Annotated in this window: 16 protein-coding genes; 14 read left to right on the top strand and 2 right to left on the bottom strand. The window is 34.5% G+C overall.

Annotated elements, in window-relative coordinates:
- Positions 1 to 201 precede the first annotated feature (201 nt).
- The 4 genes from brnQ (at position 202) to RTP99_RS02975 (ending at position 4,698) form a co-directional block, all read left to right on the top strand.
- Positions 202 to 1,560 (top strand): branched-chain amino acid transport system II carrier protein, encoded by a 1,359-nt coding sequence (gene brnQ, locus RTP99_RS02960; RefSeq protein ID WP_001284773.1) that lies wholly within the window; start codon positions 202 to 204, stop codon positions 1,558 to 1,560.
- 83 nt (positions 1,561 to 1,643) lie between these two features.
- On the top strand, positions 1,644 to 2,063 hold the full coding sequence (locus RTP99_RS02965) for a VOC family protein (RefSeq protein ID WP_000750843.1): 420 nt from the start codon (positions 1,644 to 1,646) through the stop codon (positions 2,061 to 2,063).
- A 330-nt stretch (positions 2,064 to 2,393) separates the two neighbouring features.
- Positions 2,394 to 4,043: a copper resistance CopC/CopD family protein gene (locus tag RTP99_RS02970; RefSeq protein WP_000114295.1), complete on the top strand. Its 1,650-nt coding sequence runs from the start codon at positions 2,394 to 2,396 to the stop codon at positions 4,041 to 4,043.
- A 34-nt stretch (positions 4,044 to 4,077) separates the two neighbouring features.
- Positions 4,078 to 4,698, top strand: coding sequence for a YcnI family copper-binding membrane protein (locus RTP99_RS02975; protein ID WP_000821417.1), 621 nt, complete (start codon positions 4,078 to 4,080; stop codon positions 4,696 to 4,698).
- Positions 4,699 to 4,740: 42 nt separating this feature from the next.
- Here the strand turns inward: RTP99_RS02975 and RTP99_RS02980 are convergent, their stop codons facing one another.
- On the bottom strand, positions 4,741 to 5,646 hold the full coding sequence (locus RTP99_RS02980; protein WP_000192788.1) for a DMT family transporter: 906 nt from the start codon (positions 5,644 to 5,646) through the stop codon (positions 4,741 to 4,743).
- A 97-nt stretch (positions 5,647 to 5,743) separates the two neighbouring features.
- Here RTP99_RS02980 and RTP99_RS02985 point away from each other — a divergent pair, with 97 nt between their 5' ends.
- The 7 genes from RTP99_RS02985 to RTP99_RS03015 all read left to right on the top strand — a co-directional run bounded on the left by RTP99_RS02985 (position 5,744) and on the right by RTP99_RS03015 (position 11,718).
- Complete coding sequence (locus tag RTP99_RS02985; RefSeq protein ID WP_046646894.1) at positions 5,744 to 6,613, top strand: LysR family transcriptional regulator; 870 nt, start codon at positions 5,744 to 5,746, stop codon at positions 6,611 to 6,613.
- A gap of 120 nt (positions 6,614 to 6,733) precedes the next feature.
- On the top strand, positions 6,734 to 7,165 hold the full coding sequence (locus tag RTP99_RS02990) for an Rrf2 family transcriptional regulator (RefSeq protein WP_000704072.1): 432 nt from the start codon (positions 6,734 to 6,736) through the stop codon (positions 7,163 to 7,165).
- A 70-nt stretch (positions 7,166 to 7,235) separates the two neighbouring features.
- Positions 7,236 to 7,886 carry a DsbA family oxidoreductase gene (locus RTP99_RS02995; RefSeq protein WP_000216684.1) on the top strand — a complete coding sequence of 217 codons (651 nt, stop codon included), beginning with the start codon at positions 7,236 to 7,238 and terminating at the stop codon, positions 7,884 to 7,886.
- 57 nt (positions 7,887 to 7,943) lie between these two features.
- A complete protein-coding gene (locus RTP99_RS03000) occupies positions 7,944 to 8,546 on the top strand; it encodes a nitroreductase family protein (RefSeq protein WP_001277021.1) in 603 nt (200 codons plus the stop codon).
- Positions 8,547 to 8,672: 126 nt separating this feature from the next.
- Positions 8,673 to 8,804, top strand: coding sequence for a hypothetical protein (locus RTP99_RS03005; RefSeq protein WP_000997344.1), 132 nt, complete (start codon positions 8,673 to 8,675; stop codon positions 8,802 to 8,804).
- A gap of 111 nt (positions 8,805 to 8,915) precedes the next feature.
- Positions 8,916 to 10,526, top strand: coding sequence for an amidase family protein (locus RTP99_RS03010; protein ID WP_046646895.1), 1,611 nt, complete (start codon positions 8,916 to 8,918; stop codon positions 10,524 to 10,526).
- Positions 10,527 to 10,704: 178 nt separating this feature from the next.
- A complete protein-coding gene (locus RTP99_RS03015) occupies positions 10,705 to 11,718 on the top strand; it encodes an AI-2E family transporter (RefSeq protein ID WP_001006583.1) in 1,014 nt (337 codons plus the stop codon).
- A 54-nt stretch (positions 11,719 to 11,772) separates the two neighbouring features.
- Here RTP99_RS03015 and RTP99_RS03020 read toward each other — a convergent pair whose 3' ends face one another.
- Positions 11,773 to 12,717, bottom strand: coding sequence for an L-lactate dehydrogenase (locus RTP99_RS03020; RefSeq protein WP_000715326.1), 945 nt, complete (start codon positions 12,715 to 12,717; stop codon positions 11,773 to 11,775).
- 201 nt (positions 12,718 to 12,918) lie between these two features.
- Between RTP99_RS03020 and RTP99_RS03025 the strand changes: the two genes are divergently transcribed.
- The 3 genes from RTP99_RS03025 to RTP99_RS03035 all read left to right on the top strand — a co-directional run bounded on the left by RTP99_RS03025 (position 12,919) and on the right by RTP99_RS03035 (position 16,880).
- A complete protein-coding gene (locus RTP99_RS03025) occupies positions 12,919 to 14,355 on the top strand; it encodes a flavin monoamine oxidase family protein (RefSeq protein ID WP_000983552.1) in 1,437 nt (478 codons plus the stop codon).
- A gap of 103 nt (positions 14,356 to 14,458) precedes the next feature.
- Positions 14,459 to 15,376, top strand: coding sequence for a CobW family GTP-binding protein (locus tag RTP99_RS03030; protein WP_001044953.1), 918 nt, complete (start codon positions 14,459 to 14,461; stop codon positions 15,374 to 15,376).
- Between the two features lie 286 nt (positions 15,377 to 15,662).
- Positions 15,663 to 16,880: a substrate-binding domain-containing protein gene (locus RTP99_RS03035; RefSeq protein WP_000062013.1), complete on the top strand. Its 1,218-nt coding sequence runs from the start codon at positions 15,663 to 15,665 to the stop codon at positions 16,878 to 16,880.
- Positions 16,881 to 16,884 lie beyond the last annotated feature (4 nt).

Consider the following 16,884-nt stretch of genomic DNA (forward strand, 5'->3'; position numbering starts at 1 on the left):
ATGTTGGTTTTTTAGTCTATATTTCATGTTAAAAAATGTATATTTATAAAATAAAAGAAAAGTTTGAAAATAGTATTGCAAAATATTATATAGCAAACTATAATGAGTTCAAGAATAGTTGATACTTAAATTAAATATTCAGAAAATTCAATTAGTTAAAATTGGAAAATGAGATAAGGAAATTTGAATGGGGGTTATATTATGGCGAATAAAGTACCGTTTTCGTTCATAGTAGTTATTGGATTAATGTTATTTGCACTATTTTTTGGAGCAGGAAATTTAATTTTTCCGGCAATGCTTGGTCAATCGGCAGGAGAAAATGTATGGATTGCTAACGCTGGATTTTTAGTAACAGGTGTTGGATTACCATTACTAGGTGTACTAGCATTTGGTTTTTCGGGTAAAGATGATTTACAGTCATTAGCAAGTCGTGCTCACCCAGTATTCGGGATTGTGTTTACAACAGTTTTATACTTGGCGATTGGCCCGTTATTTGCAATACCAAGAACAGGAAATGTTTCTTATGAAATTGGTCTTAAACCGTTTATGCCAGAGGGATTAGGTTCTACACCTTTAATTCTTTTCACAATTGTATTCTTTAGCATCACTTGTTTTTTTTCGCTAAATCCTGCGAAAATTGTCGATATTGTTGGGAAAATCTTAACGCCAATTAAGTTAACTTTCATCGGTATTTTAGTAATCGTTGCTTTTATTCATCCGATTGGAGAAATGCAAGCACCAGTTGAAGCTTATACATCACATGCATTCTTTAAAGGGTTCCAAGAAGGATACTTAACGATGGACACGCTTGCATCATTCGTATTCGGAATCATCATCATTAATGCAATTAAAGAAAAAGGTGCAAAAACGAAAACACAAATTATGGTCGTTTGTGCAAAAGCAACAATCATTGCAGCATCTATTTTAGCAATTATCTATACAGCACTTTCTTATATGGGTGCTTCAAGTGTTGCAAAGCTTGGACATTTAGAGAACGGCGGAGAAGTATTAGCGAAAGTTTCTAACTACTATTTTGGATCATATGGCGGAGTATTATTAGGGTTAATGATTACAGTAGCTTGTTTAACAACTAGTGTGGGACTTGTATCAGCATGTTCTTCATTCTTCCATAAGTTATTCCCAAATGTTCCTTACAAAGCAATTGCAATCACGCTATGTATATTTAGTGCAATTGTTGCAAATGTAGGATTAACACAATTAATTGCAGTTTCTGTTCCAGTATTAACAGCAATTTATCCACTAGCAATCGTATTGATTTTCTTAACATTCTTCCATTCATTATTCAAAGGAAGAGCTGAAGTTTATCAAGTGAGCTTAACTGTAACATTTATTATCAGCTTATTCGATGGATTAAGTGCAGCTGGAGTTAACGTTGAAGTAGTAAGCCAAGTGTTCACTAAATTCCTTCCGATGCAGGAAGTAGGATTAGGCTGGATCTTCCCAGCGATTATCGGTGGATTTATCGGATATGGCATTAGCGTTTTAAAAGTAAAAAATCAAATTCAACCAGCGGCTAGTGCGAATAAGAAAATAGGTTAAATAAAAAAGTTATAGAACTTGTTTCTATAGCTTTTTTTGTTACTATTGATAATGAAAGAAAATAAAGTAGTAGGGGAAATAAAATGAAAAAAACAATTGATCATATCGGCATCGCAGTTCGAGATATAGATAGTACGATACGTTTTTATGAAAAAGTGTTGTCAGGAACTTTAATAGATCGTTACGTAAGTGAAGCGCCTGGTGTTGAAAGCGAAGTAGCCATTCTTGAAGTGGAGGGAGATAGAATTGAATTGCTTGCGCCGACGAATAATACGACGTCGCCAATTGCCAGATTCATCAAACAAAAAGGTAAAGGTGTACATCATGTTGCATATCGAGTAGATGATTTAGATGTAGCTTTAGAAGAGTTAAAGGAGCAAGGCATTCGAACGTTAGAGCATACACTTCGAATTAATAAACACGGCAGAAGATTAATTTATCTTAACCCAGCGGATACAGAAGGAACAATCATAGAGTATTGTGATTATCCGGAAGAGAAATAGAAGAAGGATATTTTTAAGAAGGTGTTACGTAATAACGTAATACCTTTTTTATTTATGTATTTCACACTTTCTTCACAAATGATTCACGATAACTTTTCCTCTTCAGGAACTTACATAAATATATTTTATGATATAATAACAATCGACTTTAAAAATGTAAGTTGTATCTATGAAGGTAGTTACTATTGTATTGGAAGTTTAGAGGTGAGAGAGAAATAAATAGTTATACTGTATAGAAGATTATATTTAATCAGGTTAATATTTCGTCCGAGAATCCAACTTGGGAAGTAAAAATAATGAAAATATAGCGATGAGGAAGAAAGAAGTGAAATGAGTGTGAAAGTAATGAAAAGGTTAGGGACATTGTTATTCATTGTATGTGTGCTTATCATATTGATACCGAAAAGTGCATCTGCTCATGCATACGTTGTGAAATCAAACCCTACTGAAAATGAAACATTGAAGAAAGCACCGTCTGTTGTGAAAATCGAGTTCGATGAGGACATACAAATCTCAAGTTTTAATACATTGTACGTGAGAGATACATCAGGTAAAAGGGTCGATTTAAAAGATGCTCATATTGATAAAAAAAATAAAAAGCTATTAGAAGCTGGATTGGAAGAGAATCTTAAAAATGGTCTCTACTCTATTCAGTGGAAAGTGATTTCAGCTGATGGACATCCAATTCAAGGAGTTATTCCATTCCGTATTGGATTAGCGGAAGCTGGAGCAGATGATATACAAGTAGAAGAGATGGGATATGTTCCGCAAATTGATATGATCATGGAACGTGGAATTTTATATACAAGTTTCTCGCTATTTATAGGAGTGCTATTTTTTAACCTTATTATGTATAAAGGGAATGCAACCTCGGTTCGATCAAGGAGTAAGAACATAATATGGATTTCCTTATTAGGGATATTTATTAGCTTGTTATTCAATCTACCACTGCAAGCGAAAATAAATGCTGATGTTTCATGGCTAGAAGCATTCAATCCTTTACTATTAAAAGAAACGTTACAACTTTCTGTTTTTAGTTATGTATGGGTCACTCAAATGGCTTTAATTAGTTTGCTTATAATCGTTACGTATTTTGCGATGAGGCGTGAGAAACTATCGTCGTTTAAAGTATGGAGTATTCCAATAGTATTGTTTATCGGGATACTTGTTATGAAAGCCTTTAATAGTCACGCTTATGGTTTAAAGTTTAAAGACATTGCTGTTGTTATGGATTTTTTACATTTATTCGCAGCTTCATTATGGATTGGTGGTTTATCGTCTATTATTCTTCTGTTACGTAAAGAGGATAACAAATGGAATATGTATTGGGATATGATTAAGCGTTTTTCACCGTGGGCAACATGTGCTGTCATTGTGATTTTAATAACAGGTCTTTTTAACAGTACATTTTTTATTCCAACAATCCACTCGTTATTTGATACGAAGTATGGATTAGCTTTATTAGCAAAGGTACTTTTATTCATTTTCATGGGGATATTGGGAATTATTCATTATGTGAAAGGGAGAATGAGAGCGGAGCAAGAATTAGGTGCTACGGTGAAAGTAGAGTTTATCATTGGAATTATCATTTTCGTAATCGTAGCTTTTATGACAAACGTACAAACACCACCTATGCCTCCTACTGGACCTTTTACAGAGAGTAAACAATTAGATAATGGATATGAAATGACGCTAAATGTAAGTCCTAATAAAGTAGGACAAAATACATTCCATATTACTTTAAAGGATGAGAACGGGCAACCGGTTCCTGATATGGAACAAATTATATTAACGACTCAATCGTTAGATATGAATATGGGAAAAGGATCATTTAAAGTTTCGGCAGTTTCACCGGGAGAATATGAAGCAGAAGGTATGTATATTAACATGACAGGAAACTGGAATATACAAGTGCACGGATTAACAAAATCTCTTGATAGCTTTGATACGGATTATAGATTTATAGTAGGCGGCAGATAAAGAAAACGTATAGATAAAAAGGAGCTAATAGAAAATGAAACGAATAAAAAAATTGGGTACAACAATGATCACAATAATAATCGCAATGGTGATTTTTTCATTACCTGTAAGTGCGCACGTTACTGTAAAGCCAGCAACTTCTGACATTGGTTCTTGGGAGACTTACACGATAAAAGTACCAGTTGAAAAGAATGTAGCAACGACAAAAGTTACATTGAAAATACCGTCTGGATTGGAGTTCCAACAGTATGAGCCAGTGCCAGGATGGAAAGTGGAAGAACAAAAAGATAATGATGGAAAAGTTAAAACTGTAGTATGGGAAGCAACAGGAGAAGGGATTTTACCCGGTCAGTTTCAGCGATTTACTTTCGTCGCTAAAAATCCGGATAAAGAGCAAAAAATAGCTTGGGATGCATATCAACAATATAAAGACGGAGAAATTGTTGAATGGACAGGCGATGAAAAAGCTGAAAAACCACATTCACTTACTACAATTGCAAAAGGTACGTCACTAACAGGAGAACATGGTGAAGTATCTAATGTAGAAAAGAATGAAGATACTAGTAAAATACAAGTAATAGCGATAGTCTTATCTATTTTAGCGATTGTATCGTCGGTAGGTGCGTGTGTTTTTGTAGTACGTCGTAAAAAGTAAGATATAAGAAAGAGCCTACAAACAGTAGGCTCTTTTTCATATTTATTTCACTTCAACCTGCTGCCTTACAGCAAGTGTTTTCGGCTTTATATTTACGAAGCAAATACTCACTACAATAAATAATAGTCCGATGAATAAGCTAATCGTAATGGCCTCATGTAAGAAAATTGAACTTACAATAATAGCGATTAGTGGAATAAGAAATGTATAAGCCCCAACTTTACTTGCTTCACCAGCTCCAACGAGTGTAAAGTAAGCAAGCCACCCCATTGCAATAACAAAGAATGAAATAAAGAGTAGTACACTAACAAATGGCATACTCCAAGCAATACTAGACCAACTTTCAAATTCTGAGCCAAATCCGACTAAACAAAGACCGCCGATAAGCAGCTGAATTGTTACCATCCAAATGGCGTTCACACGGTGACCAGTTTTTTTAATAAATACTGTTCCAAGTGCCCAGCCAATCGCACATCCTAATGCAAGAAGAATTCCAATGACAGAAATATGTCCAGTTAAACTACTAGAGCTAATCACTCCTACACCAATAAATCCAAGTACAAGCCCGAAAATTTTTAAACCGTACATTGATTCTTCAAGCCATATCCACGAGAAAATACCAAGTAAAACAGGTTGTAAAAATACGATAGCGGAAAATAGACCAGCAGGCATATATTGAAGACCTACAGTTTGTAACCCGTAAAATATAATGATGTTAAGTAAAGAAGAAATAACGTATAAATGCCAAGTTTCTTTTAAGTGTAACTCTTTGTATTTTGGTAAGGCGAACAGGAGTAAAATGAATCCTCCAATTAAAGTTCGAATGCCTGCAAATAAAACGGGTGGTGTATAATGCAAGGCAAACTTAGATAAAGGCCAATTGATTCCCCACATGAAAACGAGAAAGGTAAGGATTATGGCCGTCTTAGTTCGAGAAAGCTGTGTCACTGTAAGACCTCCTTGTTGTTATTCATTTCACTATGATATGATATCGACTGTAATAAATAAAATGAATCTTTTTTATGAGGAGTATAAGTGATTAGTTATGACCATTACACAACTACAAGTATTAATAAAAACTGTTGAGTTAGGTAGTTTTACGAAGGCTGCTCGGGTGTTAAATATGACGCAGCCAGCTGTAAGTCATGCGATTTCAAGTATAGAATCAGAGTTAGGAGTTACGATTCTTATACGGGATAAACGAAAAGGGTTACTCGTTACGGATGTAGGAAACAGAATTCTTGTACATATTAGAGAGATTTTGAGCAGTGTAGAGAAGATTGAACAAGAAGTTGCAATGGAGAAAGGGCACGAAGTTGGGACGATTCGAATTGGGAGTTTTCCGAGTGCTTCTGCACATTTTTTACCGAAAATGATAAATCATTTTAAGGAAAAGTATCCGAACTTAGAAGTCGTTCTTTGTGAGGGAACGATTAAGGAAGTTGAAGATTGGTTAGTATCGAGGGTTGTTGATATAGGAATTGTTATTTTGCCTAATAAAGAGATGGAGATTGTCCCATTAACGAAGGGGAAAATGGTTGTTATTTTAAGAGAGGATCATCCTCTTTGCAAGAAGGAAGCTATTACAATTCGTGATTTGGAGAATGAACCGATCATATTATGTAAGGGTGGATACGAACCCCCGATTATCGATATGTTTAAACAATCAAACGTACCACTCCGAGCTGAGTATGTAATTTCGACAGTTACGACAGCTTTAAATATGATTCAAGAAGGATTAGGTATTGCAATATTAGCTGAATTATCTTTAACGAATTTACCAAAAAATGTGCAAACGAGAGAATTAGAACCACAAGTATGGAGAGAAATTGCTTTAGCTGTTCCTTCATTAAAGGATTCTTCAATCGCTGTGCAGCTATTTATTGAAGAATTTCAAGCGCTATTTGCAGAATAAAAAGAGGTGTCTCATATATCGTAATGGGACACTTTTTAATTTGCTTATAAAAAATCTATGAAAAGGATTGACTTATCTTTTAGTTGTAACTATAATGATTACATCGAGGTGGTGATCACGATGAAAATTAGTAGCCGCTTTTCCATAGCTGTTCATATTTTATCTATTTTGAAAAACAATCCATCTTCACTTTGTACTTCAGACTATATGGCTGAGAGTGTCAATACAAATCCAGTAGTCATTCGTAAAATTATGTCGTATTTGAAACAAGCTGGCTTTGTTTACGTAAATCGTGGACCGGGTGGCGCGGGATTACTAAAGGATTTACATGAAATCACATTGTTAGATGTGTATCATGCAGTGAACGTAGTCGAAGAAGATAAGCTATTTCATATTCACGAGAAACCGAATCCAGATTGTCCAATTGGAGCAAATATTCAAGCTGTATTAGAAGTCATTTTGATTCAAGCGCAATCCGCGCTGGAAGAAGTTTTGAGAAATATTACGATGGGTCAATTGTTTGAATCGTTGCAAGAAAAAATGCATGCTTAAATCATATTTATATTTTTTTTATCATTAATGTAACTAATGTGATTACAACTAAAAGAAAGGTGTAAAAGTTATGACTGTAAAAATGAAAGTATACTCAGATTTTATATGTCCGTTTTGTTTTTTAGCAAAAGGTCCATTAGATGAGGTAGCGAAAGAAAAAGATGTAGAGATTGAATGGATGCCATTTGAGCTGCGTCCAAGTCCATATTCAAAAATAGATCCATGGAATGAACCAGAAAAATTAGGTTCATGGGATGCTTTCATTCTTCCGACAGCGAAGAAGTTAGGAATTGAAATGCGCTTGCCACGTGTTTCACCACATCCATATACACATTTAGCTTTTGAAGGATGTCAATTTGCGAAAGAACGTGGACTAGGTAATGAGTATCATCACCGCGTATTCACAGCGTTTTTCCAAGAAGAGCAAAACATTGAAGATATTGATGTGTTAACAAAATTAGCGGTAGAAGTAGGTCTTCCTGAAGCCGAATTTAAAGATGCTTTAGTAACTCGTAAATATAAAGAAAAGCATCAAGAAGCAATTCAGCACGCATATGAGGAAGCGAATATTATGGCTGTTCCAACTGTCATGATTGGAGATGAAGTCATTCAAGGGCTTGCTAGTAAAGAAACATTAGAAAGGGTCATTGATAAAGAAATTGAAAAGGATAAAACAAATTCATTTGAAGGTATGCAATGTAATACCGATGGATATTGCTAATTCGCTTGTTATGAAATAACAAAATAGATCATAAAACAAACATTTGGAGGAATTAAAATGTCAGCAACTACAACAAACTTAAAAGAAGCAATCGTGAACCGCCGTTCCATTCGTAAAGTAACAAAAAATGATGCAATTACGAAAGAAAGAATTGAAGAAGTGTTAAAAACAGCTTTACACGCACCAACATCTTTCAATATGCAAAGTGGTCGTATGGTTGTATTAATGGATGGAGAGCATGAAAAATTTTGGGATATTGTAAAAGAAACATTAAGAGCCCGCGTACCAGCAGAAAACTTTGAAGCGACTGTAGAAAGACTAAAAGGTTTTCATGCAGGTGTAGGGACTGTACTATTCTTTGAAGATCAAGCAACTGTAGAAAAAATGCAAGAAAACGCACCATTATATAAAGATCAGTTCCCATTCTGGTCTCATCAAGGAAATGCAATGTTACAACATACTGTGTGGATGTTATTATCTGCTGAAGGAATTGGGGCGTCATTACAACATTACAACCCAATCGTAGATGCTGAAGTGAAAGAAACTTGGAACATTCCAGCTGAGTGGAGCTTAGTAGGTCAAATGCCATTTGGTGAACCAAACGAACAACCAGCAGAAAGAACGTTCTTGCCTACTGAAGATGTAGTGAAATTTTATTAAGAAATACAATATGTAACGAGAAGGAAGCTGTGCTTAAAAACAGCTTCCTTTTTTGTAGTGGTGTTAATTTATGCGCATTTAGGGAAGAAATATAAGAAATAATCCGTTGAGAAGGGAATTAGGAAAATGAATGATGAGAAAAAATATACAGTGGTAGGTACTGATGTTGAGGAAGTAAAGCGTTTAAATAAAAATTCAGGGTTAACGTATAATCAAGTGAAAGAAATGTTAGCAAAGCAAATGCAAAAAAAGAAGTAATTAGATTGAAATCTTTCATTTTTTCATTTAGCATTTTGATTGGAGAGAGTTAAGTAAAAGGTAACTCTCTTTTTCGTATAAAGAAGCACCTTATAGAGTGGAGGAAGCAACATGAAGAAATGGGTAAAGGTAACGCTGTCTATCGCTGGAGGCATTGTTTTATTAGCGTGTGCTGGCGGATATTACGTATATAAAAATTATTTTCCAAAGGAACCTGAGCGTATCGTATATGATAAAGATAGAGTGTTAAAACCGATACATAACCAGTTAAAAGGAATTAACATAGAAAATGTAAAGATAAAAGAAAAAGAAGTCGTAAATGCGACTATAGATGAGCTTCAAAAAATGATTGATGATGGAAAGTTGTCATATGAAGAATTAACGAGTATTTATCTTTTTAGAATACAAGAACATGATCAAAATGGAATAACATTAAATGCTGTTACAGAGATAAACCCTAATGCGATGGAGGAAGCAAGAAAGTTAGATCAAGGGCGAGGTAGAAATAAAAAATCGAATTTATATGGTATTCCTGTCATTGTAAAAGATAATGTACAGACGGAAAAAGTGATGCCGACTAGTGCAGGAACGTATGTGTTAAAAGATTGGATTGCAGATGAGGATGCGACGATTGTGAAAAAGTTGAAAGAAGAAGGTGCTTTTGTTTTAGGAAAAGCGAATATGTCTGAGTGGGCAAATTATTTATCCTTTACAATGCCTAGCGGATATAGCGGGAAAAAAGGACAAAATTTGAATCCGTATGGTCCGATTACGTTTGATACATCAGGATCAAGCTCTGGATCTGCTACAGTAGTTGCAGCAGATTTTGCACCGCTTGCAGTCGGAACAGAAACGACAGGATCGATTGTAGCACCTGCAGCGCAGCAATCAGTAGTTGGGTTACGTCCATCACTAGGTATGGTGAGTAGATCAGGCATTATTCCATTAGCTGAAACACTTGATACAGCAGGACCGATGGCAAGAACGGTAAAGGATGCTGCAACGTTATTTAACATAATGGTAAGTTATGATGAAAAAGATGCAATGACAGAAAAAATGAAAGATAAAGAAAGAATGGATTATACGAAAGACTTATCAATAGACGGTTTGAAAGGGAAAAAAGTAGGAGTACTATTTTCAATAGATCGACAAGATGACAATAGAAAAGAAGTAGCACAAAAGATAAGAAAAGACCTTCAAGATGCAGGTGCAATATTGACTGATGATATTCAGTTAAACGCTGAGGGTGTAGATAATCTACAAACATTAGAATATGAATTCAAACCTAATGTTAACGATTTTCTTTCAAAGCAAAAAAATGTACCGGTAAAATCGTTAGAAGAGATTATAGCGTTTAATAAAAAGGATAGTAATAGACGAATAAAATATGGACAAACATTAATTGAGGGATCTGAAAAATCTGCTATAACGAAAGATGAGTTTGAAAAAGTAGTGCAAACGAGTCAAGAAAATGCAAGAAAAGAGCTAGATAGATATTTAGTAGAAAAAGGTTTGGATGCTCTAGTTATGATTAATAACGATGAAGTTCTTCTATCCGCTGTAGCTGGCTATCCAGAATTAGCGGTGCCAGCAGGATATGATAACAATGGAGAGCCAGTAGGTGCAGTGTTTGTCGGGAAGCAATTCGGTGAGAAGGAACTGTTTAATATTGGATATGCGTATGAGCAGCAGTCTAGAAATAGAAAATCACCTAAATTGTAAAAGGTTAAACGAAAAAAAGAGCTCAACTGAAGTAAGTAGGTGGGCTAATATAAATAGAATCTAACAATATAAAAAGAAAAAAAGGATTCTTCCTAATTAGTAAGAAAGATTGTCTATAGAAGTTCATAAAATGTAATATATTCAATTTCCATCCATTGAAGGGGGAGGTTAAATTTTAATGAATGAAGTGAAAAATTTTTTTCGAAGTAGAGGGTTTCAACGGTTTCTCGTTTTAATAATAGTAGCGCTTGTATTATATGGATTAAAAAGTATGATTAATTTAATATTAATTACGTTTATACTGACATTTTTAATGGATCGATTTCAACGTTTTATTTCAAAGAAATTGAAAGTGAATCGGAAAATTGTTATTGCCTGTTTGTATATCATATTAGTTTCCTTTATTGGCACGACATTGTATAAATATTTACCTGTGCTAACGATACAAATTTCTCAATTGATTTATCAATTTAAATTGTTCTTTCAAAACCCGCCTGATAATGAAATTATTAAATATGCACTTTCGACAATTAACGGAATGGAAGTATCAAAGTATATAGAACAAGGTGTAGATGTTATCTATCAATCGATAGCAAATATAGGGAAGGTAAGTTTACAAATATTATTGTCTCTCATATTAAGCTTATTTTTCTTATTAGAAAAAGAGCGTATTATTACATTTACTTCTAAATTTAAAGAGAGTAAGCTAAAGATTTTTTATGAAGAGATTGCATATTTTGGCGAAAGGTTTGCAAGATCATTCGGTAAAGTAATTGAAGCGCAGTTTTTAATTGCGGTTGTAAATTGTATTCTTACTGTTATTGCATTAATTGTTTTAGGATTTCCGCAGCTTCTCGTATTAGCTGTTATGATTTTTCTACTAGGGTTAATTCCGGTTGCAGGTGTGATTATTTCTTTATTTCCACTTTGTATCATTGCTTATAACGTAGGAGGAGTTATATATGTAGTATACATACTCGTGTTCATAACAGTCATCCATGCTCTTGAAAGTTATTTTTTAAATCCGAAGTTTATGTCTGCGAAAACAAATTTACCAATCTTTTATACATTTATGATTCTCATCTTTTCTGAACATTTCCTTGGAATATGGGGGCTTATTATCGGGATACCAATCTTCATCTTCTTATTAGATGTACTTGATGTAAATAATGAGGAATCGATTAAAAAATAGAAAATAAAGTAAAAAGCAATCCAACAAATTTTGGATTGCTTTTTGCATATATCATTAAAGAACAGGAGCCATTGTTTCTTTCAACACTTGAACAGAGTGATCGAATTTTAATTCTTCGTCTTCACTTAATTCTACTTCTAAAATTTCACGAACACCGCCGCGATTTAAAACAGCAGGTACACCGATATACACATCTTTTTGACCATATTGACCTTCTAAGTAAGCCGATACAGTTAATACACTATTTTCATCATTTAAAATCGCTTTAGTAACACGTAGAAGTGACATACCAATACCATAATAAGTTGCACCTTTTCGCTCAATAATATGGTAAGCTGCATCACGAACGTTTATGAAAATTTTGTCTAAATCTTCTTGATTATACGTGTTGTCTTTTTCAAGCAGTGTTTGTAGTTTTTGAATACCTACTGATACGTGGCTCCAAACTGGAAGTTCAGTATCGCCATGTTCGCCGATAATATAAGCGTGAATGTTGTGTGGACCAATATTGAAGTACTCACCTAACATATAGCGGAAACGAGCAGAATCAAGTGTTGTACCAGAACCAATTACGCGCTCTTTCGGTAAACCAGATTCTTTCCAAGTTACGTAAGTTAAAATATCGACAGGGTTAGTTGCGATTAAGAAGATACCATCGAAGCCGCTATCCATAATACTACGAACAATTTGTTTAAAGATTTTTGCGTTTTTCTCAACTAAATCTAAACGTGTTTCGCCTGGTTTTTGTGGTAATCCAGCCGTAATGACTACAAGATCAGCATCTTTACAATCTTCATAGCTACCTTTCCATACTCTAGTTGGAGCTGGCGCGAATGGAACAGCATGACTTAAATCCATTGCTTCCCCTTCAGCTTTTGCTTCGTTTACATCAACTAAAACAAATTCTTCAGCCACAGCTTGATTAATCATACAGTAAGCATAACTACATCCAACCGCTCCTGTTCCTACTAATACAACACGGTTAATCCCTTTTTTCATTTCAAAATTCCTCGCAATTTCATTAATTTTATTATGTAAGATAATACGTCTTACTTCTATAGAGTCATATCTAGTTTATTACATTTTATAAAAGATATTCAAGTAATTGAAAATGTATCCGTGCAATTCTTTGCATGAAACATAGGAAGTAAGTTAATCGAATATAATGCAATAAAATCCTTTATTGAAGGGGAAAAGGGCATGATGCAGCCATTAACGATGGAAAGAATGCTTCATATTATTAATGTGGGGCTCGTTAAAACAAAGAATCCAAAGCATATTATTATTGCTGGTGCAGGGATTTCAGGTTTAGTTGCAGCATCATTATTGAAAGAAGCAGGTCATAACATAACCATTTTAGAAGCGAATAACCGAATAGGCGGAAGAATATATACGATGCGTGAACCGTTTAGCAGAGGTTTATATTTTAATACAGGGCCGATGCGAATTCCTGAAACACACGAGTTAACTTTAGCATACATTCGTAAATTTAAATTACCGTTAAATCTTTTTATAAATAAAACCGCTTCAGATATTATTTATACGAATAATATTAAAACGAGATTGAGCACCTTCGAAAAAAATCCAAGTATACTTGGATATCCAATTTTGGAGAGCGAAAAAGGTAAAACAGCAGAAGAATTAATGTTGGCAGTATTAGAACCCATACTAAATTTTATAAAGAAGGATCCTAATAAAAACTGGCTTATCGTTGAAAAAAAGTATAAAACGTATTCGCTCGGCACATTTTTAACTGAATATTATTCAGACGGTGCAATAGACATGATCGGGGTACTTCTTGATATGGAAGCTTATATGGGAATGTCTTTAATTGAAGTATTACGTGAAATGATTTTCTTTACTTCAACGACGAAATATTATGAGATAACAGGTGGCATGGATGCATTACCAAATTCATTTTTACCAGATTTAAAAGATAATATTTTTATGCCGTATAAAGTAGAAAAAATTATACAGGAAGATAATAAGGTAATGATGCAAGTAACAAATGAACGAACGTTACATTCGTTTATGGTAACAGGCGACATTGCTATTGTCACAATTCCATTTTCAGCGTTACGATTTGTAGAAGTTCAACCATACCATTTATTCTCTTATTTTAAAAGACGAGCAATTCGTGAATTAAATTATATTGCTGCAACGAAAATTGCGATAGAGTTTAAAAGTAGATTTTGGGAGAAAGCGGGACAGTGTGGTGGTAAATCTATTACAGATTTACCTATACGTTTTACATACTATCCGAGCTATGGCATTCATACTCCAGGACCAGCTATCGTTATAGCAAGTTATACGTGGGCAGATGAGGCATTAACATGGGATAGTCTCTCGCAAAGAGATCGTATTCGTTACGCATTAAAAAATTTAGCGGAAATATACGGTGACATCGTCTATAGTGAGTTTGTCACTGGAACCTCTTTTAGCTGGAGTCAAAATCCGTATTCTTGCGGCGCATTTACAGCGTTCGAACCGGGCCAAGAGCTCGAGTTATTTCCGTATATTACACCACCATCTGGGAAAGTACATTTTGCAGGAGAGCATACGACATTAACACATGGATGGATGCAAGGAGCAATAGAGTCTGGGATTAAAGTTGCGTATGAAGTAAACGAACAGTGAAGATATATTTACAAATCACGACTCTTTTAATAAAATAATAAATATAAATCGTAATTATTACGCTTTGAATACGTTTGAAATAAAGAAATGGATGGTCGATCAAATGAATAAAGTAGAAATTCATATATTAGGTGGCTTTTTAGGTAGTGGAAAATCAACGCTATTACAAAATTTATTGTTAGCGGAGAAAAAGAAGAATAGAAAAGTTGCAGTATTGATGAATGAAATTGGTGAATACTCGGTAGATACCGATATTATTGGAAAAGAGAATGTTTTAAGGGAACTTCTGAAAGGATGTATTTGTTGTACGTTAAAAGAAGAGCTTGAAATACAGTTGCATTCGTTATATCAGCAAGAAAGACCAGATGTCATTTATATAGAAACGACAGGTGTTGCGCATCCAATTGAAGTGTTAGATGCATGTGTATCACCAATTTTAGCACCTTTCTTAGAAGTGAAATCCATTGTAGTCGTTTTAGATGCAGTAAGATGGTTAAATCGAAGTGTATTAAGTGCAAACGTTCAGCAATTATTGCATGAGCAACTGAAGTTTGGTAGTCACATTTTAATTAATAAATCAGATTTACTAACAGGTGCGGATAAGAACAAAGTAATAGAAGAAGTGAAAGTGATAAATAATCATGCGAAATTGTTTGAAACAAAATATTGTAATATATCTTTAGAAGACATAGAAGAAGCTGAATTTACGAATGACGCGGAACATGAGACACTACATGTAAAACAGCATTTACATATACAAACGATGACGTATCAATTTACGAAATCGATTGATCAAGATAAATTATACGAATGGCTTTCAAATTTACCAGATAGTATTTATCGCGTAAAAGGTTTTGTGAAATTTCATGGGGACAAATATCCTCACTTATTCCAATACTCGTTCGGAGTACCGACTTTACTGGAACAAGACTTCGGTTTCCCAACGAACTTAGTAGTAATAGGGGAAGGGCTAGATAAGAAGCAATTGGCTGAAGGGTTAGAGGAAGTGGAAAATAATTAAGTGTTTTTTACATAGGCTGCAATAATTGACTTAAGAACTTAAGTTAATTATTGTAGCTTTTTTCATGATTAATACTGCAACGAAACAGTATTTTCAATTGGAAAGTAGAATATATATTGATTGTATGTCCGTTTCCATTAAATAGGAAGGTGATTATAGATTTGTGCCGAATGTAGAGGATACTACAAGAGTTTTCCATTACCTATCTTATAGTTAGTCATGATTACGGAAAGGGGACTTTGGCGTATTTGATTCTATCAGAAAGTAAAATATGGGGAGGATCACAATGTCGATGAAAAAACGTAAATGGCTAAGAATGATGGCTACTGGTTGTGTTTTAGGATCGTTATTCATAACGGCAGCTTGTTCAGGAAAGAAGGCAAGTACAGAAGATGAAAAGACGATTAAAGTAGGGGTTCTTGCTTCATTAACAGGTCCATTAGAATCATATGGAAAACAAACAGTGAACGGATTTGAATTAGGATTAGACTATGCAACCGGTGGAACTGGGAAAGTGGAAGGGAAGAAGATTAAGTTTGTTGTAGAAGATACGGAAACAAAAGCAGAGGTAGCCGTTAAAAAAGCTACGAAGTTATTAGAAGAAGAGAAAGTCGATTTTTTAGTCGGATCGTCTAGCTCAAGTGATACATTAGCAGTTTTACCATTAGCTGAAGAATATGAAAAAATAATGGTCGTAGAACCGGCAGTTGCTGATAGTATTACCGGAAAGAATTGGAATAAGTATGTTTTTAGAACAGGAAGAAGCTCTTCGCAAGATGCAATTGCAGGAGCAGCTGCAATTGCAAAAAAAGATGTAAAGATTGCGACATTTGCCCCGGATAATGCATTTGGCCGTGAAGGGATTGCTGCATTTAAAGCTGGAGCGAAGAAATTAGGTGCAAATATTGTGAACGAGCAATATGCTGATACAAATTCGACTGACTTCACTGCAAATATTCAAAATATCATTAGCTCAAAACCAGATTATTTATTTATTGTTTGGGCAGGGGCAAATTCACCTTGGAAACAGTTGAAAGATATGAATGTGGAAGCGCAAGGTATTAAAATTTCTACTGGTGCACCAGATATTCCGGCATTAAAAACGATGGATGCGTTAGTAGGAATGCAAGGGTTTTCGGTATATTATCATACACTCCCGAAAAATAAGGTGAATGATTGGTTAGTAGAAGAACATAAAAAACGATTTAATGGTGCGGTGCCAGATTTATTTACAGCAGGGGGAATGTCAGCGGCAATTTCTATTGTAGAAGCGTTAAAGAAAACAAAAGGTGATACAGATGTAGATACATTAATTAAGAAAATGGAAGGAATGGAATTTGATACACCGAAAGGAAAGATGAAGTTTAGAGAAAAGGATCACCAAGCGATGCAGACGCTTTATTCTATCACGTTGAAAAAGCAAGATGGTGTTGACTATCCAGTGCCAGTATTAGAGCGAGAATTAACGATGAAAGAGACAGAGCCACCAGTTCAAAATAAATAGACTG

It is taken from the genome of Bacillus sp. (in: firmicutes), from assembly GCF_031983925.1.
Lineage (GTDB): Bacteria > Bacillota > Bacilli > Bacillales > Bacillaceae_G > Bacillus_A > Bacillus_A pacificus.